The organism is Streptomyces sp. NPDC034099 (assembly GCF_055575415.1).
Window position 1 is genome coordinate 139,982 of sequence record NZ_JBVISR010000005.1, and the last position, 23,337, is coordinate 163,318.

Consider the following 23,337-nt stretch of genomic DNA (forward strand, 5'->3'; position numbering starts at 1 on the left):
GCCTGTTCCGCTGCCCTGGCCCCGGGTCAGGTATCGATGTGGACCTGCGGCGGCATATGAGGTCGCCGCGATGGCGGTGCGGGCGAGGACGTGTTCCGGCTTGCGTTCGTAGCGGCGGTGGAGGCGTCGGCAGGCGGACAGCCAGGAAACGGTCCGCTCGACGCCCCAAGCGGTGCGGGCCCAGGCGGCGGGATGACTCGATGCCCTCGCGGGCGAGGCGGTGCCGGATGCCGCGGTAAGAGAGCCATCGCCGGGGATGGCGGTAGTCGTACCCCTTGTCACCGTCAGCTTGCCGGACCGTCGGTGTCGCGGGCCGCGGCGGGAGCGGACGGGCGGGATGCCTCGGGCGCGCGGGATGAGGGCCTGGCTGTCGTGGAGGCCGGCGGTGGAGATGCCGATCGACAGAGGGAGACGGCGGCGGTCGACGATGAGGTGGATTTCGATCCTTTCTTGTCGCGGTCGGTCGGATTCGGTCCCGTCAACTGCCTCCTTCGTAGCGGAGAACGCCGCCCTGCGCGAAGCTCTGCACCAGGCTGGCGGCAACGTAGCCTCTCTCCCCGGGACGTCCTGAAGGCTGCCGCCCAAAGGACTACAACCTGCGCCGGTACTGTGCGCCCCGGATACGCGATAAAAGGACAATGAGATGAGCTTGAGGGGCGCATGGACACCCGCCCGTCACGCGCACTGAAGGCGCGCACCGCGGCCTTGGCGCCGCCGTACAGGCCCATTCCGGCTGGGTGCTGGATGGACGCGGTCGAGCCGATGATGACGATCGTGCCGCCGGTCGGCAAGAGCGGGATCGCCGCTTGGACGGTGAACTGGACGCCCTTCGCGTTCACACCGAAGGTCAGGTCGAACTGCTCTTCTGTGATCGCGCCGAGCGGAGCGTGCACGCCGATGCCGGCGTTGGCAACGACCGCGTCGAGGTGTCCGTGCCGTGCGAGGGCCCCTGATCGAGGACGGTCCGTTTCACCATCTGGCGGACGAAGGAGATCCTGGAGTCCCGCGAGGATGCCGACGGCATCGAACTGCCTACGGAGCGCACGCTTTATGGGCTGTTCGACAAGTTGGCGGTCGGCACACACGCGACCGGTTCGGCGAGGACACGCCGCTCGTTGCAGGCGCGTCCGGCCGGTCCGTTCGGGGAGGTCCCGGCTATCGCGCCGGGCGAGCTGATGCAGATCGACTCAACTCCGTTGGACGTCTTGGTACGGCTGGATGACGGCATCGCGGAGAAGGTCGAGTTGACCGCGCTGGTCGACATCGCGTCCAGGTCGATCACGGCGGCAGTGCTGCGTCCGACGACGAAGGCGGCCGACGCCTCCGCCCTCCTGGCCCGCAGCATCACACCGGAGACGATGCGGCCGGGCTGGCCACAGGCGCTGCGGATGTCCCGGTCGATCCTGCCGCACCAGCGGCTGCTGACCCTGGACGAGCGGCTGGAGCAGGCGGCGGCGCGGCCAGTGATCGTTCCAGAGACGATCGTCTGCGATCACGGCAAAGTGTTCATCTCACACAACTTCCGTACCTCCTGCCGCTTCTTGGGCGTCTCGCTGCAGCCGACGCACAAGGCGTCGCCCTTCGAGAAGGGCGTGATCGAGAAGACGCTGGGATCGGTGGCGACGCTGTTCGCGCAGTTCGTCGCGGGGTACACCGGCCGCTCGGTGGAGCGCCGTGGCCGGCGTGTGGGAGACGGGCCGTTGTGGTCCTTGCCCGAGCTGCAGGACCTGCTGGATGACCGCTGCTCGGACATCCGCTTCGCCCTGGAGGTCCCACGCCTGACCACCGCAGAGATGAGTCCGCTGACCGAACCCATCACAGGGGAACTCGCCGACCTGGTCGAGGGCATGATCGGCAGAGAGCTCAACGGAAGGCAGATCTGGACCGAACTCATGGACCACCACGACTACTTGGTCACATACGACAGCATCCGCCACTACATCCGATACACACGATCCCGAACAGCGTCAGCACGCGTAGGGAACCCAGAGGCGCATACAGCGGCCCCAACTGCCTTTCCCTGACAGCGGTGAAGTACGAGGCCCCATGCCAGAGCCGCATGCATAGGTCACGGCCGTCGTAGACAGCGACGCCACCGAGTTTGCACGGGGCGGCGACGCTCCGGGGAGGCAAGCGCGCAGGCGTGGTCCGGCGACTCGGAAGGGCCACCGGCGGAGGGGCAGCGGAGTGGCGTCCGGGGCGGCAGGGACGGAGGGGGCGTGGATGACGAAGAAGAGGAGCGCCAAGGTGTCACCTGGCGACCATCACGTGACCGCTTTCCGCCGGGCGATTTGCCGGATCCCGGGGAAGGATGGGAGGGCGCCACGGCGAGCAATCAGCCGCCGACGCACCCTCCCACATCACCCGAACCGCGCCGGAAGGACATGTCATGGCCGCCGCCACACCCAAGGCTCCGACTGCACCAGGGGTACGGTCCTGGTGGGGGATCCCGTATGCCACCGCCGAGCGGTACCGCCGCCCCGTGGTCGCGGAGTTCGATCCGGACCTCCCGTATGACCGCAAGGGCGTCGTCTCCGTCCAGCCCGACAGCGGTGACTGGCTCGAAGCGGACAGCGGGATGGGCGAGGACTGCCTGAACCTGAACGTGTGGGCTCCCGAGCAGCCGGCCAGGGAGGCGCTGCCGGTGGCCGTGTACATCCACGGCGGCGGATTCGAGTACGGCGCGAACACGCAGATCACCTCGAACGCCGCCGGCCTCGCCGCGACGGGGCGCGTGGTGGGCGTGTCGATCAACTACCGGCTCGGCGCCCTGGGCGCGCTCTCACTCTCGCAGTACGGCGGGCGGCTCGCCGAGGCCAGCAACCTCTTCCTGCAGGACGCCATCGCCGCGCTCACCTGGATCCAGCGGAACATCGCCCACTTCGGCGGCGATCCCGACAACGTCACCGTCTACGGCCACAGCGGCGGCGCCTACACCACCTTCGGGCTGCTCAGTGCCTCCTCCGCCAACGGCCTGTACCGACGCCTGGCCGGGTTCTCCGGCGGGCCCGCCCGCTCCATCCCGGCCTGGTGGGCCGAGGAGCTCGCGCACCGGTTCGTCACGGAACTCGGGGTCGCAGACAACCCCGACAAGCTGATCGACCTCGACACGGCCTCCCTGGTGGCCGCCCTGAACAAGGTCGTCCCGACGGATCTCGGCGTCCGTGGCGGGGTGGACAACCAGGCCACCGGCGTCGTCCTGGACATCGGACAGCCCGGCGCGGTGGTGCACGCCCACCCCATGGACGTCCTCGCCTCGGGCGCGCACCGCGGTGTCGACGTGCTGCTGAGCATGGCCAGCGACGACATGGGCTGGTGGGTGGCGAACGACCTCGACCGGTTCGACCCGCACACGCTCGACCGCGTCACCGACGAGGTCGCGGGCTGGCGCATCTCCCGCTCCCGCGCCAAGAAGATCGTCCATGCCTACGACCAGGGCGGCCGTACCCCGGCCGAGGTTCGCGCCGCGCTCATGGCGGACTACCTCTTCGCGCTCCCCGCCGCCCGCGGCGCCCTGGCCCACGCCGCCGCGGGCGGCAACGCCCATCTCCTGGTGATCGGCCCCGCCGAGGGCGCGCCCGCCGTGCACGGCACCGAGATGTACGCCCTGGTCGGCCAGGAAAAGCCGGGCCGCCGTGCCGAGCAGGACGAGCGTGACACGCGTATCCGCGACATCCTGCTCGACTTCGTAACCGGCGAGCAGTCCCGTCTGTGGCCCGCCGTCACGGACCGTCCGACCTCGGAAAGGGTCGGCAACCCTCCCTTCGAGGCGAGCGCCCACTACCAGGCGGCCCTCGACCTGTGGGAGGGCATCGACCGCCCCTGACGGCCATCAGGCAAATACGGACATGCGGAACAGCACAGAGCCATTCGGGGACGAACACGGTAAAGGAGCGGGGTATGAGCCAAGGGACAGCAGCCGGCGACGCCGCACCGGCGACGATGCGGGCCGTCGTCGTCACCCGGCCCGGCGGCCTCGACGCACTGGAGATCAAGGACGTGCCGGTGCCCATACGCAAGCCCGGCTGGGTGCGGATCAGAGTGAAGGCGTTCGGCGTCAACGAGTCCGAGATCACCACCCGCAAGGGCGAGTCGGACACGGAGGTCACCTACCCGCGCGTTCCCGGCATCGAGGGCGTCGGCGTGGTCGACGAGACCGACGAGGACAGCGGACTGCGGCCGGGACAGCAGGTGGCGACCATGATGGGCAACATGGGCCGCTCGTACGACGGCGCGTACGCCCAGTACGTGAGCGTCCCAGCCGGGCAGGTCATCCCGTTCGAGACCAGTCTGCCGTGGGAGGTCGTCGGTGCGCTGCCGGAGATGTTCCAGACCGCCTACGGATCGCTGACTACCGGCCTGGATCTCAACGCCGGGCAGACGCTGCTGATCCGCGGCGGCACCTCCACGGTCGGGCTGAGCGCGGCCACCATCGCGAAGGACCTCGGAGCCACCGTCCTGTCCACCACCCGCAGCCCCGGCCGGGCCGGGGAACTGCGGGCGGCGGACGTTGACCATCCCCTTGTCGACGACGGCACCCTCGCCGACCAGGTGCGCGCGCTGCTGCCGGACGGCGTGGACGCCGCACTGGAACTTGTGGGCTGCTCGGCCCTCGCCGACACCCTCCGCACCGCCCACCGCCACGGCACCGTCTGCTTCACCGGAGCCCTGGCGGGGCAATGGACGATCCCCGACTTCACCCCGTTCATGATCCCCAGCGGGGTGCGGCTGACTAGCTATGCGGGCGAGGCCGCCGACCTGCCGGCCGACGCATTCGCCCACCAGCTCCAGGCCATCGCCGCAGGACGCCTCAAGGTCCCGGTCGCGAAGGTCTACCACGGCCTGGAACAGGTCTGTGACGCCCAGGCCGACCTCGAGTCCGGCGCCATGCCGGGCAAGCACGTCGTCGTCCTGGACGACTGAGCCCGGATCCCTCGACTTGAGCGGCAAGAGCGATCGGGGCCGTCACGTATTGTTCGCGCTGGGCGGCCGCCAGTCCGGGGCCTCAGCGCGCTCGAGGGAAAAGCTGCTCGACTGCTGTCACCACCGCGGCGCGGCGTGCGGCGGTGGTGGGGTCCACGGCGTGTGCGGCGGCGGCCTCGCTGAGTTCGGGTTGTGCCGCCCAGGTCGTGGCGATCTGGTTGACCAGGGCGAGGACGTCGGCCGGGTCCCAGGCGGGGTCGAGCTGTCCAGTCTGCTGCACCCGGCAAAGCTGGTCGATTTTGCGGGCGATCACTGCCTGGGTGGGATCGTCGGCAACGGCTGCGGTGCCCGGCAGTTCGAGGCGGCCCCAGGTGATCAGACGGTGGTGGTCCGGACGGGCGACGAAGTAGTCGAACAGGCGGCCCGCGTAGCCAGGCAGGTCGTACGGGTCCATCTGAGTGGCCTCGGCGATGACGAGGTACTCCCGTGCAGCCACGGCGGCATAGAGCGCTTCTTTGCCGCGGAAGTAGGCGTAGACGCGTTCCTTGCTGGTCCTGGCGAGCTTGGCGATGCGGTCCACGCGGGCGCCGGCGATGCCGTGGCGGGCGAACTCCTCCATGGCAGCGGTGAGGATGCGCTCGCGCGTGTCGCCGCCGGAGGCGGGCGCTGCGGTCTGGCCTGAGTCGCGGGACTGGGACATGACCCGAGGATAAGACACCGAACCGTTCGGTTTGGCATCCGGGCGATCGGCACATAGAGTCAAACAGAACAGTTCGGTTTGGCCTGTGCAGGTGAAGCCGGCGAAACACTGAGGAGTGAACTCATGCAGCACCGCAATCTGGGCTCTCAGGGTCTGCGCGTCTCGGCGCTCGGCCTAGGGATCATGGGCATGTCCATGGCTTACGGCGCCTCGAACGACGACGAGGGCATCGCCACCATCCGCCGCGCCCACGAAGTCGGGATCGACTTCTTCGACACCGCCGAGCTGTACGGCGCCGGTACCGGCAGCAACGAGATCCTCCTCGGCGAGGCGGTCAAGGGCTTCCGCGACGAGGTGGTCCTCGCCACCAAGTTCGGCTTCGACCTGACCGCCGAGCCGATCGGCTCCGCCTTCAACAGCCGTCCGGAGAACATCCGCAAGGTCGCCGAGAACAGCCTGCGCTACCTGCAGAGCGACCACATCGATCTCTTCTACCAGCACATCTCCGACCCCGCCGTTCCGGTCGAGGAGGTCGCCGGCGTGGTCGGCGAACTGATCGCCGAGGGCAAGGTGAAGTACTTCGGCCTGAGCAACGTCGGCCCCCGGTACATCCGCCGTGCCCACGCCGTCACCCCGGTCTCCGTGCTCCAGTACGAGTACTCGCTCTTCGAGCGGGAGGTCGAGGAGAAGGTCCTTCCCGTCCTGCGGGAACTCGGCATCGGCCTGGTGCCCTACTCCCCGCTCGGCCGCGGCTTCCTCACCGGCCAGGTCAAGCCCGCCAGCGAGTACCCCGCGGACGACATGCGCAGCTGGGACGAGCGTTGGCAGGGCGAGAACTACACGTACAACGTGCGCGCCACCAAACAGCTCAAGAACCTGGCCGACACCAAGGGCATCACCACCGCCCAGCTCGCGCTGGCGTGGCTGCTCGTCCAGGGTGAGGACATCGCGCCCATTCCCGGCACCCGCAGCACCAAGCGCATCGAGGAGAACGCCGGCGCCGTCGACGTCCAGCTCTCGGCCGCCGATCTCGCCCGCATCGCCGAGATCCTTCCCCACGGCTCGGCAGGCAGCCGCCTCCCGGCCGCGGTACTGTCCAGCTTCACCACAGACTGACCGCGCCGGGAGCCATCTCCTCCTGACGGGCAAGGGGCCTGCGCCGCGTTTCCGTCACGCGTCGGTCCCGGCTGCGCGGGCCGCGAAGGCGGCCGGGGTGAGGCCGGTGCGGTCGCGGAAGAAGCGGCCGAAGTTCGCGGGGTCGGTGAAGCCGAGGTGTACGGCCACGGCCCGGGCGTCCCAACCGGCGCTTCCCAGCAGGCGCCGGGCCTCCAGGAGGCGCCGCTCGTCGATGAGTTCACGTACTCCCTTGCCGGCGGCATCCTGGGCGGCACGGCTGAGGGTGCGGACCGAGCAGCCGAGCAACTCGGCGTAGTCCGCGGCTTGGTGCAGCTCGCGAAAGTGCAGCTCCAAGGCGTCCAGGAAGTGTCGGTATCTGTCGGCGCGGCCCGCGCCGGCCGCGACTGTCCCGGTGGGGGCGATGCCCGGGGAGTTGGCCAGGCGCAGCAGCAGTGATTCGAGCAGGCTGCGCCGCAGGGCGTGGTGGATGTCGAGGGGGCGGCACCCCAGTGCGCGGTGTTCGTCCAGGAGTTGGAGTGCCGTCTGCTGGAGCCAGGCGGTGTCGTCGGGGTGCGGGCTGAGCACGGCAGGTGCCCCGTGCGCGGTGAGCGGGGCCAGGAGACGGGCGAGGTCGGGCCGCAGTACGTCAGGTTCGAACAGGATGAACGGGCCGCGGGCCGCGCCGGGCAGATGCCAGCACTGTGCGTGTCCGGGACGCACCCACAGCCACTGGCCGGGGGCGACGGTCCGCGTGACGTGGTCGACGTCGTGCCACAGCTCACCCTCGGTGACGGCGATGAGGTAGTGGAAGGTGGCGCGGCCCGGACGGGGCGGGTTCCACGGCCAGTCGTCGTGGTGGGCGAAGAAGTCCTCGACGGTGCTCACCTCGAGGCCGTAGGGAGTACCGACCGGGGGCTGGAAACCGTACAGCCGAACCTCGGCCGGTCCGGCCGCGGTTCCGCTCGCGGTGAGGTGTCGCTTGTCGACCATCACGTGTCCGCAGTCTACTGCCCTATTTGTCAGCTTGAAAGGAAGAATGGCGTATGCCGCCGGGACCACCTCGTGAGGAAGGCAACGCCCCATGAACGGAACGACCCTGCACAAGACCGCCGCCGACTGCGCCGAGGAGCTTCCCGGAGCCCAGCTGGAACATCCCTTCGGCGACGACTGGGAGGTCTTCAAGGTGCGCGGGAAGGTGTTCATGCTGATGACAGAGGTCCCGGGGCGCCCCGTCGTGATCCTCAAGGCGGACCCCGGCGAGGCCCACGCCCTGCGGGAGCAGTACAGCCACATCACCCCCGGCTACCACATGAACAAGAAGCACTGGATCACCCTGGAAGGCGGGGACGACGTCAACAAGAAGCTGGTCGAGGAGCTCGTCACCGACTCCTACCGGCTCGTCGTCGCTCACCTGCCCAAGGCCGAGCAGCCCGTCGACCCGCACACCTACGGCACCAGCGCGCGGGCGGCCCGGTGAGCGCGGCCGGCGACCGGCTCCAGGACACCGCCCGCCGGGCGGCGCTCGCCCTGTCCGGCGTCACCCACGGCCGCCCCTTCACCCCCGCACTCGAGGTGTACAAGGTCGCGAGCAAGGTGTTCCTGATCGTCACCGACGACCCGGACGACCAGATCATCACGGTCAAGTGCGAACCCGAACACGCCCGCGCGCGCGTGCACGGTCATGCCTCGATCACACCGGGCCGCTACCTCGACAAACACCACTGGATCTCGCTCGGGCCGGGCCCCGGCATCACCGAGCGGCTGGTCACCGACGCGGTCGAGGATTCCTACGACCTGGTCGTCGAGCGGCTGCCCAGGCGCGACCGCCCCCGTAACCGATGAGCACCACCAGCGCGCCCACGAGCGGCTGAGCCCACGTCTGTCAGTGCCCCGTGCAAGGCTCGCCACGCCCGCACACCTTTGCCTGCGATCCGAGAGACCAATGGAACCGACCGAAGCGACCCTGCCGCTCTTCGACGAGGAGCCCGCCCGGCCCCTCGCCGACCGCCTACGCCCCACCCAGCTGGATGAGGTCGTCGGGCAGGACCACCTCCTGGCCCCGGACGCCCCGCTGGGTCGCATGGTCGCTCAGCACCGCCTCGGCTCCGCCATCCTGTGGGGTCCGCCCGGCGTCGGGAAGACGACCATCGCCCGCCTGCTCGCGGACGGCAGCAACCTGGCCTTCGAACCGGTGTCGGCCACCTTCTCCGGCGTGGCCGACCTGCGCAAGGTCTTCGCCGCCGCCCGCAGCCGGCGCGCCATCGGCCAGGGCACCCTGCTGTTCGTCGACGAGATCCACCGCTTCAACCGCGCCCAGCAGGACAGCTTCCTGCCCTACGTCGAGGACGGCACGATCACCCTGATCGGCGCCACCACGGAGAACCCGAGCTTCGAACTCAACGGCGCCCTCCTCTCCCGCACCCAGGTCCTCGTCCTCAAACGCCTCGACGAAGCCGCCCTGTCCACACTCCTCGACCGTGCCGAGGGCCTCACCGGCCACCGGCTGCCCCTGGACGACGACGCCCGCCGCGCCCTGATCACCATGGCCGACGGCGACGGCCGCTACCTCCTCAACATGGCCGAACAGCTCCAAGCCCTCCCGAACCCCGGCACCCCCCTGGACACCGCCGCCCTCGCCCACCACATCCAGCAGCGCGCCCCGCTATACGACAAGGCGCGGGAGAGCCACTACAACCTGATCTCCGCGCTCCACAAGTCGATGCGTGGCTCCGACCCGGACGCGGCCCTGTACTGGCTCGCCCGCATGCTCGACGGCGGCGAGGACCCCCTGTTCGTGGCCCGCCGCCTGGTCCGCTTCGCGAACGAAGACATCGGCATCGCCGACCCGTACGCCATCCAGCAGGTCCTCGCCGCTTGGGACGTGTACGAGCGACTCGGCTCCCCCGAGGGCGAGTTGGCGATCGCCCAGGCCGTTCTGTACCTCGCCACGGCCCCCAAGTCCATCGCCGTCTACCGCGGCTTCAACGCGGCCCACCGATCCGCCCGCCGAACCGGCTCGCTCATGCCGCCCGCCCACATCATCAACGCCCCGACCCGGCTGATGAAGGACCTCGGCTACGGCAAGGATTACCAGTACGACCCCGACACCACCGGCGGCTTCTCCGGCGCCGACTACTTCCCCGACGACATGGACCGCGAGACCTATTACCAGCCCACACGCAACGGCTACGAAGCCCAGATCAGCGAACGGCTACGCCACTGGGCCGCCCTCCGCGCTCGCCGACGCAGCGGCTGACGCGGACGCGTGGGCAGCGCACAGAATGTGCACACGGCAGATGTCGCGCACAATCCGCACCCAGCGTCCCCCTCCGACACGATGTTCCACGCTATCGCCCGCCGTGTTGACATCCAATCCAGTCGACGCAGGTCAGCGCGCTGCGCGCGACCAACTTCGCTGTCGAAGGACACGACCCTGTCGTTCCTGCGCTGGCCGCGCCCCATCCGCATGCAGGCAGTGCGCACTGGCCTTGGTGACGGCTCGCTGCGGGAAGAAGCGAGCCGTCAGGGACCGATCTGGGATCGACGCTGACAGAGCCAGATTCGAGGGCGTGGTGCGGGGGCTGGATCAAGCAAGCGCGGCACCCAAAATATGGCGTCGCGCGATGGGTCAGTATTTGCGCCCGGGGGCTGAGATTTCAACAAAGCAGCGGCCCGTGGCATCCACGTCGACAACCTCGACCTCGTCGTCAACGTCGACCCGCCGACCGACCACAAGGACTACCTCCACCGGGGCGGGCGCACGGCCCGCGCCGGTGAGTCCGGCAGCGTCGTCACGCTCGTCACACCGAGCCAGCGTCGCGGCATGGTCCGCCTCATGTCGGACGCCGGGATCATGCCGCAGACCACCCAGGTCAGCTCGGGCGACGAATCCCTCAGCCGGATCACCGGAGCCCAGGCCCCGACCGGTATCCCGGTCGTCATCACCGCCCCGGTGGCCGAACGGTCCAAGAAGCGCGGTGCCACCTCACGCGGCCGACGCCGCCCCGCCTCAGCGACCCGCCGCGGCGCGCTCCAGTCCACGGCCGGTGCGGCCGCCTAAGTTCTGTCCGTAAAGATCTTTTGGTTGGAGGTAGTGAGGTGTTGCCTCAGCAGCATCGCGCTTGATGCCCTCGCGCGCCGGGTATCGCAGGCGCATGCGGGCATGGGGAGAGACCGTGTGGGCGGGACCCCGGTGGGAAAGTTTCCTGCGGGGCATGGTGAAGCGGGCGCTGGCGGGAGATGAGCCGCAGCCGTGGTGGGTGTCGCGGCGCGTGCTGACCGTGGTGTCGACGGATGTCGACGACACTGCCGGTGTCGGGGCGATCTGGATCCTGCGGCGTCCGAAGTCATCGCGGACGCGTGAGCGCATTGCGTTCCTGGAGTGGTTCGGCAGGCAGTGGCGGTACGTCGGGGGCAGCAGCGGCTCCGGAAACGATCCTGTCGACGTTGAGGTGCTCGACGTGTGCAATGGCGGGGGCGTGCTCAGCCTCACCCGCAGCCTTGACCCTCCGCACTCCCTCGCCGCGGCCCCATGGATCAGTTGCGTCAAAGTACGGCTCGGGCAGGACGTGGGGCAGGTCCTTATCGGCGCCCGCCGTATCGAGGTTCCCGAGCAGCGCAGTCTCGTTGCTGTCTGGGCGTCGCCTCAGAGCAGCCGTGGAGCCCGTCCCGTCATCGTGGCCCGGGGACATAACGGCGCCGAACTCTCCCGCATGGGCCCCCATGACAGCCTGGACACTCATACCTGGACGCGACTGAGAGAGCAGTCGTAGCCAACCTGCTCCTGGGTCTCGGTCGTACTGGGTGTCCTGGCTGTTTCCTGCCAGTCACCCAGCGAGAGTGAGGTTGTGCAGGCGAGCGATCCCGAGCACGGCGTGGTGGACGCCGGCGTCTTTGAGGCGGCAGTCGCGCAAGACCTTCCAGGTCTTCATGCGGGCGAAGGTGTGCTCGGTCCGCGCGCGGACTTTGCGGTGGGAGGCGTTGTGGTCCTCTCTCCAGGCCGGGAGGTCGTCCTGACCTGGTTCGCGTCGGTGCGGGATGATCAGGCCGATGCCTCGGTAGCCGCCGTCGGCTATCACCGTGGTGCGGCCGACGGCGGCCGCGGCACCGGACAGCTCCCACGCCTTGCAGTCGTTGCGGTTGCCGGGGACTGGTTTGCCCACGGCGACGACGAGACGGGTGTCGGCGTCGATGACGACCTGGTGGTTGGTGGAGTACCGATAGTTCTTTGACCGCTCGGCGACCGTGTGATCGCGGGTGGGGATCAGGGTGCCGTCCACGATCAGCACGGTCTCCTTGCGGAACCGCTTGCGTTGTCGAAGGGCAAGTAATGGCCCGAGATGATCGATGATCCGGGCGGCAGCAGACTTGGGCCTCCGAAGAGCGGTACGAGCTGCCGCAGCGTCAGGTTCGTCCGCCAGTACGAGGTGGCCAGCAGAACCCGGTCCTGCAGCGGCAGGCTCCACGGCCTGCCCTTGCAGGCCGTGGCCACACGTTCGCGCCGTAGCGCGGTGACCAACTTGGCGAACTGCTGTGGGCTCAGTCCGGTGAACGGGGTTATCCAAGACGGCTCTGACGCCGTGATCACACCAGACACGGCGAGATCATGGCACTCGACCAGCGGTTACGGGACAGCCCTTAACCCCTCGTTGAGGGCATCCGCCGGGTTCATCAAGCGGTCGATCCACCTGCAGAAGGGCTCGGGCGGGTGCGCAGCCCCCTCGTGCGGCGCCGCCAACAATTGTTCCAGCACCCTCGCAACCCAGCGGTGCCGCCTCGAACCGTCGTGCTCCCAGTCCATGTCGAGTTCCGCAAAGAACTCGGTGATGTACATGCTCGAGCGGTACGGGAAGTAAGCAGGCTCGGCGTCACCTTGAGGATCAGCCGCACCGAGGTTCCCGCAAATGAAGTCGCCGACCATTTCCGGCGTTCGCTTTCTGCACTTCACGATGCCCCTCCCCAGAGCCGCGCTCCCCCAGCCACCGCGTGCGGACTGTTGTGCCCTCTCACCGCAGACGTCCGGCACGTACGACCAAGTCCGGGTCCGTCACGCGTGCAGCATCAGCGGTGGCCACGAGCACGATGCCGGAACCCGCCAGGAGTTCGTGGACGGTCGAAGTACGTGTCAACTGGCCCGAAGACCGAGCGCCAGCGTCAGTTCAAGGACCCGGTGTGGCGATGCGAGATCCGGAAACAGCTCCCGCAGCTGCGACATCCGGTACCGGACGGTCTGGGGATGGACGAACAACGCCGCCGCCACCTCGTCCCGCCTGCCCTGGTGCAGCAGCCACGCCCGCAACGTTTCCTCCAGCCGCCGTGCGGTCGTGACAGGCAAGGTCCTGAGCGGGGCGAGGGCTCGGGCACGCAGGTCTGCGAACGCGTCCACATCGGCGGTCAGCACCAGCTCGGGCAGGTGGTCCTCGGTGTCGCGGATATCAGAGGAGAGGGAGCGGGCGCGTACGGCTCGTCCGTACGAAGCGGACGCACGGGTCCATGGGCGGGCCGGGCCGACCACGGCCGTATGGTCGGTCAGCTGCCGCAAGAGATGTGATCGGTCGGCATCGGGGACGAGCAGCACACCGGTGGCGTCCGGCAGATCGTCGAGGACGAGGGTGCTCGGGTCGAGCGCGCGATAGGCAGGCCGGGCCTGGGCGGCGGGCAGCAGGACCGCCGTCAGCGAATCCGGAGGCTGCCATCCGGCCCGTTGAGCAGAGGCCAGCAGCACGTCCGGGCTCGCGCCGGCGAGGAGATCGCGGGCCAGGTGTTCCAGGTGGCGCTCGTGGGCCCTGCCCCGGGCGGCCAGTTCGTCGGCGTGGCCCGCAGCGCTCGCGGCGGAGAGCTCGTCGATGTAGGCGAAGGTCAGCTCGGCGAACTTGGCGACCTCGGCGGCGGGCAGACCTGCGGACACGGCGCCTGCGGCCAGGCGTCGCCAGGCCACGCGCGCGCCGACGCGGTAGGCGCTGAGCAGGGCGTCCATCGAACGGCCGTCGCGCACCTCGCCGCGGCCCAGCTCGTAGGCTGCATCGCCGGCGTCGCCGCCTGTGGCGTTCCCGCTCGCGAGGTCCAGGTAGTGCCCCAGGGCGGTGCGGACGGCCCGGCGGATGGTGGCGCCCATATGGCCCGACAGGGCGTTGGCGTAGGAGGGGACTTCGTCGATGATCGCCTGGACGACCTCGTCGGCGGTGGTCTTCAGCGCGGCCCGCAGTGCGGTGACCGTCGTCTCATCCAGGGCCAGTTTGCTGGCCCTCCGGATTGCATGGCTCACGTCTTTGTTCCCTGCGAACAATTCCACCCACCAGATTCACGTCCTGCGGTCAGGACTTTACGCCCTGAGGCGCAGCAAGCTGGAGCCATGACGAGTGCAGCCCTTCGCAGCAGGGCGTGGAAATTGCTGGAGATGGTCACAACGCCGCTGCTGCCGTCGGACTACCTCGACCTGGTCAGCCCACTGCGTGCGGGCGCAGACCTGCGTGGTCGCATCGAGGCCGTGCACCCCGAGACGGGTGACGCCGCGACCATCGTGATCAGGCCGGGACGGGGCTGGCGCGGCCACACAGCCGGTCAGTACGTGCGGATCGGGGTCGATGTCGACGGGGTGCGCCTGTGGCGTGCCTACTCCATCACCTCGCCGACGAACCGCCAGGACGGCCGCCTCACGATCACCGTGAAGGCTATCCCGGACGGCAAGGTCAGCAACCACCTGGTCCGCAGGGCGAAACCGGGCACGCTGATCGAGCTCGACCAGGCGACCGGCGACTTCGTGCTGCCGCAGGCCAAGCCCGCCAAGGTGCTCTACCTGACGGCCGGCAGCGGCATCACACCCGTGATGGGCATGCTGCGCGACACCGAGCCCGACGACGTCGTCATGGTCCACTGCGCGCCACAGCCGCAAGACGTGATCTTCCGCAACGAACTGCACAACCTGGTCGCGGACAAGAAGCTGCGGCTCACCGAGGTGCACACCGCCAGGGACGGCATGCTCGACATCGCCCGTCTCGACGAACTCGTGCCCGACTGGGCCGAGCGCGAGACCTGGGCCTGCGGGCCCGCGGGCCTGCTCGACGCCGCCGAAGAGCACTGGAGCACACACGGCCTCCAGGACCGTCTACACACCGAGCGGTTCCGCCCCAGCATCGTCGTCGCCGGAGATGGCGGCGAGGTCACCTTCAGCGCCACCGGCAAGACCGTCGACGCGGACGGCGCCACGCCGTTGCTCGACATCGGCGAAGAGGCGGGCGTGCTCATGCCCTCCGGGTGCCGCATGGGCATCTGCTTCGGCTGCGTCACGCCGCTCAAGGCGGGCGCCGTCCGCGACCTACGCACCGGCGAGATCACCGAGGCCGAGCCAGGCGTCCTCATCCAGACCTGCGTGTCCGCCGCCGCGGGCCCCTGCGACATCGAACGGTAGGAGAACCTTGACCGCTATCGACCCCACCGCCCACCTGACTGCGGAGCAGATCGAGGAGCTGGGCCGCGAGCTGGACGCGATCCGCGACGAGGTGATTGCCAGCCGAGGCGAAAAGGACGCCGCCTACATCCGGAAGGTCATCGCCGCCCAGCGCAAGCTGGAGCTGGTCAGCAGGGGCGTGCTGCTGTTCTCGATGTTCCCGCCCGCGTGGCTGATCGGCACCGCCGGTCTGTCCGTGGCGAAGATCATGGACAACATGGAGATCGGCCACAACATCCTGCACGGCCAGTGGGACTGGATGCGGGACCCGAAGATCCACTCCACCACCTGGGAGTGGGACCACGTCTCGCCAGCCGACCAGTGGAAGCACTCGCACAACGAGCAGCACCACACGTACACCAACGTGATCGGCAAGGACAACGACCTCGGCTACGGCATCATGCGCGTCGACGAGGACCAGACGTGGCACCCGTTCCACCTAGGCCAGCCGCTGTGGAACTTCCTCAACGCCTGCTTCTTCGAGTACGGCATCGCAGCGTACGACCTGGAGCTCGGCAAGAACCTGAACAAGCGCCGCCGCAAGGACCCGGAGTTCCGCGCGCGGGCCAAGGCCGTGGGCCGCAAGATCCGCAAGCAGGTGCTCAAGGACTACCTGATCCACCCGCTGCTGTCGGGCCCGTCGTTCCTCCCCACGCTCGCCGCCACGTTCACCGCGAACCTGGTCCGCAACATCTGGTCCCACTCGGTGATCATGTGCGGACACTTCCCGGAGGGCGTACAGGTCTTCGAGCGCCGGTCGATCAAGGACGAGACGCGCGGCCAGTGGTACCTGCGCCAGATGATGGGCTCGGCGAACATCAGCGGCAGCAAGGCCATGCACTTCATGACCGGCAACCTGTCGCACCAGATCGAGCACCACCTGTTCCCCGATCTGCCGAGCAACCGGTACGCCGAGGTCGCGGTGAAGGTGCGCGCCCTGTTCGAGAAGTACGAGCTGGAGTACGTCACAGGGCCACTGCCCAAGCAGGTGTTCTCCGCGTGGCGCAAGGTCTTCCGGCTCTCGCTGCCGAACAAGAAGCCCGAGGTCGGAACGCCGGACCGCGAGCTGGAGCTCGTCGCCGCCTGATTGTTGCAAGCGCCTGGCTCACGAACCCGAGGTCAGGCGCCCTTGTCCGCAGGTTCCAGAATCGCCACGCACTCCACGTGATGCGTCATCGGACGTCACAAGGTGTGTGGACGGGAGGAGAATCTGCGGCAGGTCAGCCGCGGGATGCCCGGCGCAGCGCTCGTCACCGGGCCGCCCGGGCCAACCCGGTGGGCCCGGTGATGAGGCTGGACATCCGGACCGACTCGTCGCCGGGTTTCACCTCGTGCACATCGGCGTCCGCCTCGGACACCTGCCCGGGTGTTGCTCAGGCGTCGATGATGACGGGGATGATGAGGGGCTTGCGGCGATGGGTGCGGAACGCCCAGTTCGCCACGGCGCGGGCCACGAGCTGTTCGAGCTGGCGCGCGTCCCCGACGCCTTCCTCGGCAGCGGTGGCCAGCGTCTTCTCGATGACGGGGATGACCGGCTCGAAGGTGGCGTCGTCGTGGACGAAGCCCCGGGCCAGGAAGTCGGGGGCCTCGGCGAGGGCGCCGGTGTCCGCGTCGACGATCGCCACCACCGTGACCACGCCTTCGGCGGCGAGGGTGAGACGGTCCTTGAGGGACGCCTCGGTGGCACCGCCGACCTCCATGCCGTCCACGTAGACGTTGCCTGCGGGAACCTTGCCACTGACGGACGCCCGCCCGTCGACCAGGTCGACGACGACGCCGTCCTCGGCGATGACCACCCGGTCGGGGTCCACACCGGTGCGGATGGCGAGGTCGCCGTTGGCCCGCAGGTGGCGCCATTCGCCATGCACGGGCATGACATTGCGGGGCTTGACGATGTTGTAGCAGTAGACGAGTTCGCCGGCGCTGGCATGCCCGGAGACGTGCACCTTGGCGTTGCCCTTGTGGACCACGTGGGCACCCCACCGGGTGAGTCCGTTGATCACCCGGTAGATGGCGTTCTCGTTGCCGGGGATGAGGGAGCTGGCGAGCAGGACGGTGTCGTCCTTGCCGATGCGGATCAAGTGGTCCCGGTTGGCCATCCGCGACAGCGCGGCCATCGGTTCACCCTGGGAGCCGGTGCACACCAGAGCGATCTTGTGATCCGGGAGCTTCTCCAGCTCCTTCGTGCTCACGACCAGACCGGAGGGGACCTTCAGATAGCCCAGGTCCCGGGCGATGCCCATGTTGCGGACCATCGACCGGCCGACGAAGGCGACCTTGCGGCCGTGCTGGTGGGCGGCGTCCAGGACCTGCTGGATGCGGTGCACATGGCTGGCGAAACTGGAGACGATGACCCGGCGCGGCGCGGTGCGCATCACCTGCTCGATCGCCGGGTTCAACTCCCGCTCGGAAGTGGTGAAGCCGGGTACTTCGGCGTTGGTGGAGTCGGTGAGGAACAGGTCCACACCCTCCTCTCCGAGGCGGGCGAAGGCACGTAGATCGGTGATGCGGTCGTCGAGAGGGAACTGGTCCATCTTGAAGTCGCCGGTGTGCAGCACCATCCCGGCCCGGGTCCGGATCGCGACCGCGAGGCTGTCCGGGATGGAGTGGTTGACCGCCACGAACTCGCAGTCGAAGGGCCCGAAGCCACGCCGGTCTCCCTCCCGCACCCGCACCGAGCGCGGCCGGATGCCGTGCTCCTTGAGCTTGGCCTCCAGGAACGCCAGCGTCAGCTTGGAGCCGACGACCGGGATGTCCCTCCGCTCGCGCAGCAGGTACGGCACGCCGCCGATGTGGTCCTCATGACCGTGGGTGAGGACCACCGCCACGATGTCGTCCAGCCGGTCCCGGATCGAGGTGAAGTCCGGCAGGATCACGTCCACGCCGGGCTGGGTCTCCTCGGGGAACAGCACCCCGCAGTCGACGATGAGCAGCTTGCCCGCGTGCTCGAACACGGTCATGTTGCGGCCGATCTCACCCAGGCCGCCCAGGGCGATAACCCGCAGCCCTCCTTCGGGAAGGGGAGGGGCGGTTTTCAGTTCGGGGTGTGGATGACTCATACCCTGACGGTACCCGGAGAGCGGGACAGGATGATCCATTACCTCCTCCTGACAGAGTCGGGGCGCGATGGTGTGGTCTCGGGTGGGCACGAGCGTCCCGTCCACGATCAGTACGGTGCCCTTGTCGAAAGACCTGCGGGGCCAGAGCGCGATCATCGGCCCGAGATGGCCGATGATCCGGTCCACGGCTGACTTCGACACACCGAAGAGCAGGGCGAGCTGCCGCAGCGTCAAGTTTCGTTCGCCAATAAGCCGCGACCAGCAGCGTCCGGTCCTCCAGAGACAGGCTCCACGGCCGCCCTCTACCGACGGCGTCCGCACCCTCGCGCCGCAGAACCGTCACCAGCTTCCCGAAGGAACGCAGGCTCAGCCCGGTGAACGGGGCTGTCCAGGACGGCTGCGATGCCGTAATCACACCAGTCACAACTGGATCACCCCAGTTGGCTTCGGCACCGCACGCCTGGCGCGCCGATGAGTTTCCTGCACTGCGGGCGTCCTATTGGCAGCAACGCACACCACAGCGGTACGGCCCCTACGTGAACCGGAGAGACAAACATGGCAACAGCGCGAGAGCAGTCGGCCGGAGCCGAGGCCCGAGTCGCCTCCGCAGACGGCACCGAGATCGCGTTCGAGCAGTCGGGCAGCGGGCCGGCCGTCGTCCTGGTCGCCTCGGCATTGGCAGACCGCTCGGACACGACCAAACTCGCGGCCCTCCTCGCCCAGCACTTCACCGTCATCAACTACGACCGGCGCGGACGGGGCGCCAGCGGGGACACCCATGATTACTCCCCTGACCGCGAGATTGAAGACATCGCCGCGTTGGTCGAACACCTCGGCGGTTCGGCATCGCTGTTCGGCTCGTCCTCCGGAGCGGTCCTCGCCCTGCGCGCGGCCGCGGCCGGAGTCAACGTCGACCGCCTGGCTCTGTATGAGCCGCCGTTCGTGGTCGCCGAAGGAGACGACGGGCCGCCCAAGGATCTCGCGCAGCAGATCACCGTGATGCTTGCGGAAGGCCGGCACAGTGACGCGGTCAAGTACTTCATGACGAGGGTGCAGGGCATGCCCGGCTTGGCCGTGTTCTTCATGAAGCTCATGCCGAAGATGTGGGCAAACCTCACCAAGCTGGCCGGCACTCTGCCCTATGACATCGCGGTCATGGGCGATACCCAGCAAGGCAAGCCGCTCGATGCCGAGGAGTGGAAAGGGGTGGCCGTACCCACCCGAGTGTTGACCGGTGGCAAGAGTGCGGCCGCGTTCCAGCGCGCCGCCCTCGCCGTCACCCAGATCCTGCCGCAGGCCGACCACCGCACTCTGCCCGGACTCAACCATGGCGCCGTCGTCATGGCCCCGCGAAAAATCGCCCCGCAGATCATCGAGTTCATCAAGGGATGAGTTTGTCGTTCGAGCGGTTCGGCGGCGCTTGGCACCTCTCCTGGCACTCGGAGCGGAGCACGCCCCATCCCCAACTGACCGCCGAACCCCGAACGACCACAACTTACGGGACAGCCTTTAGAACCGCCGTTGGTCCGGGACTTTGCCCGTCCGTCTGCGCAGGAGCACCCTTTGACGCTGGGACAGTTGCAATCGCTCCGTAAGCGCTCGCCCATTGCACGGCACGGTGGTCGATGTCATGGACGCGGCTGGGCCGCAGGTCTGGTACGACATGACCGTCGAGGTGGCGCTGTCCGTGATGGCCGCCGCCCGTGCCGAGCATCTGGTGGTTTGCGACGATGATGCCCGGAGCGTCGGCCTGGTCACCCAGGCCCGGCTCACCGCCGTCCGGGACAGCTCCGGATACACCGACCGGCTCCGCCTGGGTGACATCACCGACGGCAGCGAGTACTTCGTCTCACCGTTGGCCACGAGGGCCGAAGCCGAGGACGCGGTGCCTTGCGGGCGGCTCGGGCCGGTCCCCGCGGTCGACGAACACGGCAGCGCCCTGGGCGTCCTCGCGCTCTCCCGCTGAACCGCCGGACGGCGGCCAGTCCCGCTTCCTCTTCTTCCTGTGAGGCATCATGCGCTGTGTCATTGCCCGCTTCCCGTTCGACCTGACCAAGAGCGGCGTGCTGGAGTCGATGAAGGGCGTCAAGCCCGAACCGGTCACCGGCGAGTCTGTGATCATCTGGCGGCGTCACTACCCCGTCAAGCAGGTCGGCCAGGTCATCACCCGTCAGGACCGCCGCGATTTCAGCGCCGGCGAGGTCATGAGGGCCATGGCCGGGCTCGGCTTCACCTGCCGCACCCTGCCCGAGGCCGATCCCGCGCGCATCGAAAGTCCGTTGCAGCGAACTTCCGCGATGCTCGGCGCCCCTTGTCCGTCTGACCGACGACAGGCGCGCGCTGACACCAGAACAGCGGTGAGGGGCCGACGGGCGCGCACTGGTCGGGCCCTCACCGTATGCCGCACTCTCCGGTCGGTGCGCGAGTGGGGCGACGGCACCGTGGCGCAGGAGCGATTCCTCCTGCTGGGGTCAGTAGACGGCGAGGGAGATGGCGATGTAGTGCACGGTGAAGGCTGCCACGGTCAGAGCGTGGAACACCTCGTGGAAGCCGAACCAGCGGGGCGAGGGGTTGGGGTGCTGGACGGCGTAGACCACCGCGCCTGCGCTGTAGAGGAGACCGCCGGTCACGATCAGGGTGACTACGGCCGCTCCGCCGGTGTGCAGGAAGTCGGGCAGGTAGCGCACCGGTGCCCAGCCCAGGGCCAGGTAGCAGGGGGTGTACAGCCAGCGGGGAGCGTTGACCCACAGGACACGGAAGGCGATGCCGGCCAGTGCACCCGTCCATACGATCCACAGCAGCAGGGCCTGCCGGTCAGCAGGGAGGAGCACGGCCAGAGGCGTGCAGGTGCCGGCGATGATCAGAAAGATGTTGGCGTGGTCGAGACGACGCAGAACGGCCTCGCCCAGCGGTCCCCAGGTGCCAAGATGGTAGACGGCGCTCGTTCCGAACAGCAGCCAGGCGGTCACGGCGTACATGGTGCAGGCCCAGACCGCCGGCGTCCGGGCCAGGCAGATCAAGACGATGCCGGCACTCAACGAGGCCGGGACCATAGCGGCGTGGAGCCAGCCACGCAGCTTCGGCTTGACCGGCTCGACCAGGTCCGCCGCCCACCCGGCCAGGTCGGCCACAGGATGAAAGTTCTCCCCGGCACCGCCACGGTGTGCCCCGCCGGGAAGACCGGCTACAGCCTCCCCCTCCACAACTCCCCGTGCCGTCCTGGTCCTATGGGCGTCATCGAAAACCATCCGATCATGCTAGAAGCATGCCCGAAACAGCCCTGCGGAAGGTCGAGCTTCCACCGCCGGGCCGGCATCGCCAGGCGGGGCGAGTGCTGCCATTGAGAAACCTCCGACGCCTGCGACCTGCCGCCGCTGGGTCAGTGAAGGCCGTGCAAGTCGGCTGACCGACGAGGTCTCCTCGGCCGCCTTCGGCAAGCCCGTCCTTCACCGCCTGCTCCTCGCCCGGCAAGCACGCCGGGCTAGAGGCGGACGACTCTCCCCTCGGTGTTCTCCTGGACAGCCAACAGGCGCACCATGCTGCGGAACGCGGCGCGGCGTCTCTCACCCCGAGTGGCCCCGGCCTCGTCGCAGAGACCGCCACCGCGCATCCTCCCCAGGCAATCGACGCGTACAGATGGCGCCATGCACCGGCGCGGGCTCGGTACGGCTGGTTCCGTTCATGGCCGACGGCTCGGCAAATGCGAGAGAGGGCAGTACGGGTTACCTGCATTCATGCAGATCAGCCTTCCGGCATATCGGCCCACATCCGGGCGGCCATTGCCTCGGCCTCGTCCTGCGGTGTCCCCGCCCGCACTAAGATGATCCCGCGAGACTGGTCCGGGAACGTGACCTCCCGCATTGCCGTACCCAACGGGCCCGTCGAATCGTCCGACATGGCGCCTCCCTTCGGCGGCTGCCGCCCACGTTAAAGGGATGCCGCCCAGAAGACGAGGACCCTCGCCCAGACGGAGGACAGCCCTGGGTCGCAGACAGCATGGGATCACCTGCCATGTGGCGGACACCCAGCAGCACGGTTCCGGCAAGGACGTCCCACTGAGCCCCTTTCTGCCCCGTGGAACTCACGATGGCCGCGCTTAACCCCTGGCGTTGGCCGTACAGTCCGGCCCGTCACCCGAGGAGGTTTGCCTCCTTCATATCGCGCCGTACCGGCGACGGCGCCGGGCGCGACGGTGGTCTTCCGGGGTATTCCTTGCGGGCGGAACGGTACAACTGCGCCGGTACACCCCTGACGTCGAGCGCTTACGGAGGCAGCCTGGATCAGGTGGACGTCACGCTGGTGGAACCCGGTCTGGTGGTGGAAGTCGGTATCGATGTCCCCGCGACCTCCGCCGTCGGCACTGGCATCGCCCCGTCCCGGCCTCTCCCCCACCGACGTTCCCCACACCCGCCGAGGCCGCCGCACTTGAGTGATTTATGCAACCGTGACACGAGGGTTGCATGTAGTCGGGGTTTCAGTGCGGTTGGGCGACCACAAGCCGGATTGCTCAGGACAAGGGTGGCGGTATGGGGCCAGTGGTGCACGAAGACGCGAATCAGTCGCTGGCCGGCCGACCTGTGCTGTCCGCGATCGCCCTGGAGGGCGGAGAGCGCATCGGGGAGGCCCGGAATGTGACCCGCCGTTTCATGGCCCGGGCACAGGCCGCGCACGGAGTCCCGGTATCGGAGCGCGCGATGGGCCTGGCGGAGCTGGTGGTCAGTGAACTGGTGACCAACGCGCACAAGTACGCGCCCGGCCCATGCCTGCTTGACCTGGAGATCAACGACGGTGCCGTGGAGATCAGCGTCTGGGACAGCGACCCGGGCCTGCCGGTGCCCCAGGCGACCGACCCGGACCGGGTCGGCAAGCACGGCGTGGAGATCGTGATGGCCGTGTGCCGCACCTTCGAGATCCGTCGCGAGCCGGTGGGTAAACGCGTCAAAGCCGCCATCGTGCTGGCCGACGATCCCGGCGGGCACCCCGCAGGGCGGCTGATGTGACCTGTGGCCAACCCTGTTGCCGAACGCCTCCACGTCTCCCCAGTGCCCTGATCCCGCGGCACAGACCCTGCGCCCCCGCCGTCCGAAACCAAG

General features: G+C 68.6%; 19 protein-coding genes and 7 pseudogenes. 15 read left to right on the forward strand and 11 right to left on the reverse strand.

The window, feature by feature from the left end:
• Nucleotides 1–34: 34 nt before the first annotated feature.
• A pseudogene (locus ACZ56V_RS16385) lies at nucleotides 35–485 on the reverse strand (transposase); the annotation flags it as partial.
• Between the two features lie 258 nt (nucleotides 486–743).
• A pseudogene (locus tag ACZ56V_RS16390) lies at nucleotides 744–1,085 on the reverse strand (SDR family oxidoreductase); the annotation flags it as partial.
• Between ACZ56V_RS16390 and ACZ56V_RS16395 the strand changes: the two are divergent.
• The 3 genes and pseudogenes from ACZ56V_RS16395 to ACZ56V_RS16405 form a co-directional block, all read left to right on the forward strand.
• A pseudogene (locus tag ACZ56V_RS16395) lies at nucleotides 975–1,739 on the forward strand (integrase); the annotation flags it as partial. The pseudogenes ACZ56V_RS16390 and ACZ56V_RS16395 sit on opposite strands and share 111 nt — an antisense overlap.
• 650 nt (nucleotides 1,740–2,389) lie before the next feature.
• Nucleotides 2,390–3,826: a carboxylesterase family protein gene (locus ACZ56V_RS16400; protein ID WP_468942874.1), complete on the forward strand. Its 1,437-nt coding sequence runs from the start codon at nucleotides 2,390–2,392 to the stop codon at nucleotides 3,824–3,826.
• Between the two features lie 74 nt (nucleotides 3,827–3,900).
• Nucleotides 3,901–4,923 carry an alcohol dehydrogenase catalytic domain-containing protein gene (locus ACZ56V_RS16405; RefSeq protein WP_468942877.1) on the forward strand — a complete coding sequence of 341 codons (1,023 nt, stop codon included), beginning with the start codon at nucleotides 3,901–3,903 and terminating at the stop codon, nucleotides 4,921–4,923.
• A gap of 82 nt (nucleotides 4,924–5,005) precedes the next feature.
• On the opposite strand, the gene ACZ56V_RS16410 is transcribed toward ACZ56V_RS16405, so the two are convergent.
• Nucleotides 5,006–5,623, reverse strand: coding sequence for a TetR/AcrR family transcriptional regulator (locus ACZ56V_RS16410; RefSeq protein WP_468942880.1), 618 nt, complete (start codon nucleotides 5,621–5,623; stop codon nucleotides 5,006–5,008).
• Between the two features lie 123 nt (nucleotides 5,624–5,746).
• On the opposite strand from ACZ56V_RS16410, the gene ACZ56V_RS16415 reads away from it, so the two are divergent.
• Nucleotides 5,747–6,739: an aldo/keto reductase gene (locus ACZ56V_RS16415; protein ID WP_468942883.1), complete on the forward strand. Its 993-nt coding sequence runs from the start codon at nucleotides 5,747–5,749 to the stop codon at nucleotides 6,737–6,739.
• 54 nt (nucleotides 6,740–6,793) lie between these two features.
• On the opposite strand, the gene ACZ56V_RS16420 is transcribed toward ACZ56V_RS16415, so the two are convergent.
• On the reverse strand, nucleotides 6,794–7,732 hold the full coding sequence (locus tag ACZ56V_RS16420) for a helix-turn-helix domain-containing protein (protein ID WP_468942886.1): 939 nt from the start codon (nucleotides 7,730–7,732) through the stop codon (nucleotides 6,794–6,796).
• 88 nt (nucleotides 7,733–7,820) lie between these two features.
• Between ACZ56V_RS16420 and ACZ56V_RS16425 the strand changes: the two genes are divergently transcribed.
• The 5 genes and pseudogenes from ACZ56V_RS16425 (at nucleotide 7,821) to ACZ56V_RS16445 (ending at nucleotide 11,511) form a co-directional block, all read left to right on the forward strand.
• Nucleotides 7,821–8,216 carry an MmcQ/YjbR family DNA-binding protein gene (locus ACZ56V_RS16425; protein WP_398910311.1) on the forward strand — a complete coding sequence of 132 codons (396 nt, stop codon included), beginning with the start codon at nucleotides 7,821–7,823 and terminating at the stop codon, nucleotides 8,214–8,216.
• The gene (locus tag ACZ56V_RS16430; RefSeq protein ID WP_468942889.1) at nucleotides 8,213–8,581 is read left to right on the forward strand and encodes an MmcQ/YjbR family DNA-binding protein; all 369 of its coding nucleotides are present in this window, start codon (nucleotides 8,213–8,215) and stop codon (nucleotides 8,579–8,581) included. The genes ACZ56V_RS16425 and ACZ56V_RS16430 overlap by 4 nt, the downstream gene beginning before the upstream one ends.
• Nucleotides 8,582–8,681: 100 nt before the next feature.
• On the forward strand, nucleotides 8,682–9,995 hold the full coding sequence (locus ACZ56V_RS16435) for a replication-associated recombination protein A (RefSeq protein WP_468942891.1): 1,314 nt from the start codon (nucleotides 8,682–8,684) through the stop codon (nucleotides 9,993–9,995).
• Between the two features lie 411 nt (nucleotides 9,996–10,406).
• Nucleotides 10,407–10,799: pseudogene (locus ACZ56V_RS16440) on the forward strand (helicase-related protein); the annotation flags it as partial.
• Nucleotides 10,800–10,953: 154 nt separating this feature from the next.
• Nucleotides 10,954–11,511, forward strand: a complete 558-nt coding sequence (locus ACZ56V_RS16445) for a hypothetical protein (protein ID WP_468942893.1) — start codon at nucleotides 10,954–10,956, stop codon at nucleotides 11,509–11,511.
• Between the two features lie 54 nt (nucleotides 11,512–11,565).
• On the opposite strand, the pseudogene ACZ56V_RS16450 reads toward ACZ56V_RS16445, so the two are convergent.
• The 3 genes and pseudogenes from ACZ56V_RS16450 to ACZ56V_RS16460 all read right to left on the reverse strand — a co-directional run bounded on the left by ACZ56V_RS16450 (nucleotide 11,566) and on the right by ACZ56V_RS16460 (nucleotide 14,003).
• Nucleotides 11,566–12,335 (reverse strand): annotated as a pseudogene (locus tag ACZ56V_RS16450) (transposase).
• Nucleotides 12,336–12,362: 27 nt separating this feature from the next.
• Complete coding sequence (locus tag ACZ56V_RS16455; RefSeq protein WP_468942896.1) at nucleotides 12,363–12,686, reverse strand: hypothetical protein; 324 nt, start codon at nucleotides 12,684–12,686, stop codon at nucleotides 12,363–12,365.
• Between the two features lie 177 nt (nucleotides 12,687–12,863).
• The gene (locus ACZ56V_RS16460) at nucleotides 12,864–14,003 is read right to left on the reverse strand and encodes a PucR family transcriptional regulator (protein ID WP_398910316.1); all 1,140 of its coding nucleotides are present in this window, start codon (nucleotides 14,001–14,003) and stop codon (nucleotides 12,864–12,866) included.
• An 87-nt stretch (nucleotides 14,004–14,090) separates the two neighbouring features.
• Here ACZ56V_RS16460 and ACZ56V_RS16465 point away from each other — a divergent pair, with 87 nt between their 5' ends.
• Both ACZ56V_RS16465 and ACZ56V_RS16470 read left to right on the forward strand, forming a co-directional pair.
• On the forward strand, nucleotides 14,091–15,146 hold the full coding sequence (locus ACZ56V_RS16465; protein ID WP_398910318.1) for a ferredoxin reductase: 1,056 nt from the start codon (nucleotides 14,091–14,093) through the stop codon (nucleotides 15,144–15,146).
• 7 nt (nucleotides 15,147–15,153) lie between these two features.
• Complete coding sequence (locus ACZ56V_RS16470) at nucleotides 15,154–16,272, forward strand: fatty acid desaturase family protein (RefSeq protein ID WP_468942900.1); 1,119 nt, start codon at nucleotides 15,154–15,156, stop codon at nucleotides 16,270–16,272.
• A gap of 286 nt (nucleotides 16,273–16,558) precedes the next feature.
• On the opposite strand, the gene ACZ56V_RS16475 is transcribed toward ACZ56V_RS16470, so the two are convergent.
• Nucleotides 16,559–18,244 (reverse strand): ribonuclease J, encoded by a 1,686-nt coding sequence (locus ACZ56V_RS16475; protein ID WP_468943488.1) that lies wholly within the window; start codon nucleotides 18,242–18,244, stop codon nucleotides 16,559–16,561.
• Nucleotides 18,245–18,301: 57 nt separating this feature from the next.
• Nucleotides 18,302–18,668, reverse strand: a pseudogene (locus ACZ56V_RS16480) (transposase family protein); the annotation flags it as partial.
• Between the two features lie 131 nt (nucleotides 18,669–18,799).
• Between ACZ56V_RS16480 and ACZ56V_RS16485 the strand changes: the two are divergent.
• The 3 genes and pseudogenes from ACZ56V_RS16485 to ACZ56V_RS16495 all read left to right on the forward strand — a co-directional run.
• A complete protein-coding gene (locus tag ACZ56V_RS16485; RefSeq protein ID WP_468942902.1) occupies nucleotides 18,800–19,636 on the forward strand; it encodes an alpha/beta fold hydrolase in 837 nt (278 codons plus the stop codon).
• A 238-nt stretch (nucleotides 19,637–19,874) separates the two neighbouring features.
• The gene (locus tag ACZ56V_RS16490; RefSeq protein WP_468942905.1) at nucleotides 19,875–20,210 is read left to right on the forward strand and encodes a CBS domain-containing protein; all 336 of its coding nucleotides are present in this window, start codon (nucleotides 19,875–19,877) and stop codon (nucleotides 20,208–20,210) included.
• A 49-nt stretch (nucleotides 20,211–20,259) separates the two neighbouring features.
• Nucleotides 20,260–20,556 (forward strand): annotated as a pseudogene (locus tag ACZ56V_RS16495) (SCO5918 family protein); the annotation flags it as partial.
• A gap of 159 nt (nucleotides 20,557–20,715) precedes the next feature.
• Here the strand turns inward: ACZ56V_RS16495 and trhA are convergent.
• Both trhA and ACZ56V_RS16505 read right to left on the reverse strand, forming a co-directional pair.
• A complete protein-coding gene (gene trhA / locus ACZ56V_RS16500) occupies nucleotides 20,716–21,492 on the reverse strand; it encodes a PAQR family membrane homeostasis protein TrhA (RefSeq protein ID WP_468942908.1) in 777 nt (258 codons plus the stop codon).
• A 493-nt stretch (nucleotides 21,493–21,985) separates the two neighbouring features.
• Nucleotides 21,986–22,141 (reverse strand): hypothetical protein, encoded by a 156-nt coding sequence (locus ACZ56V_RS16505; protein ID WP_468942911.1) that lies wholly within the window; start codon nucleotides 22,139–22,141, stop codon nucleotides 21,986–21,988.
• Between the two features lie 629 nt (nucleotides 22,142–22,770).
• Between ACZ56V_RS16505 and ACZ56V_RS16510 the strand changes: the two genes are divergently transcribed.
• Nucleotides 22,771–23,244 (forward strand): ATP-binding protein, encoded by a 474-nt coding sequence (locus ACZ56V_RS16510; RefSeq protein ID WP_468942914.1) that lies wholly within the window; start codon nucleotides 22,771–22,773, stop codon nucleotides 23,242–23,244.
• The last annotated feature ends 93 nt before the right edge of the window (nucleotides 23,245–23,337 follow it).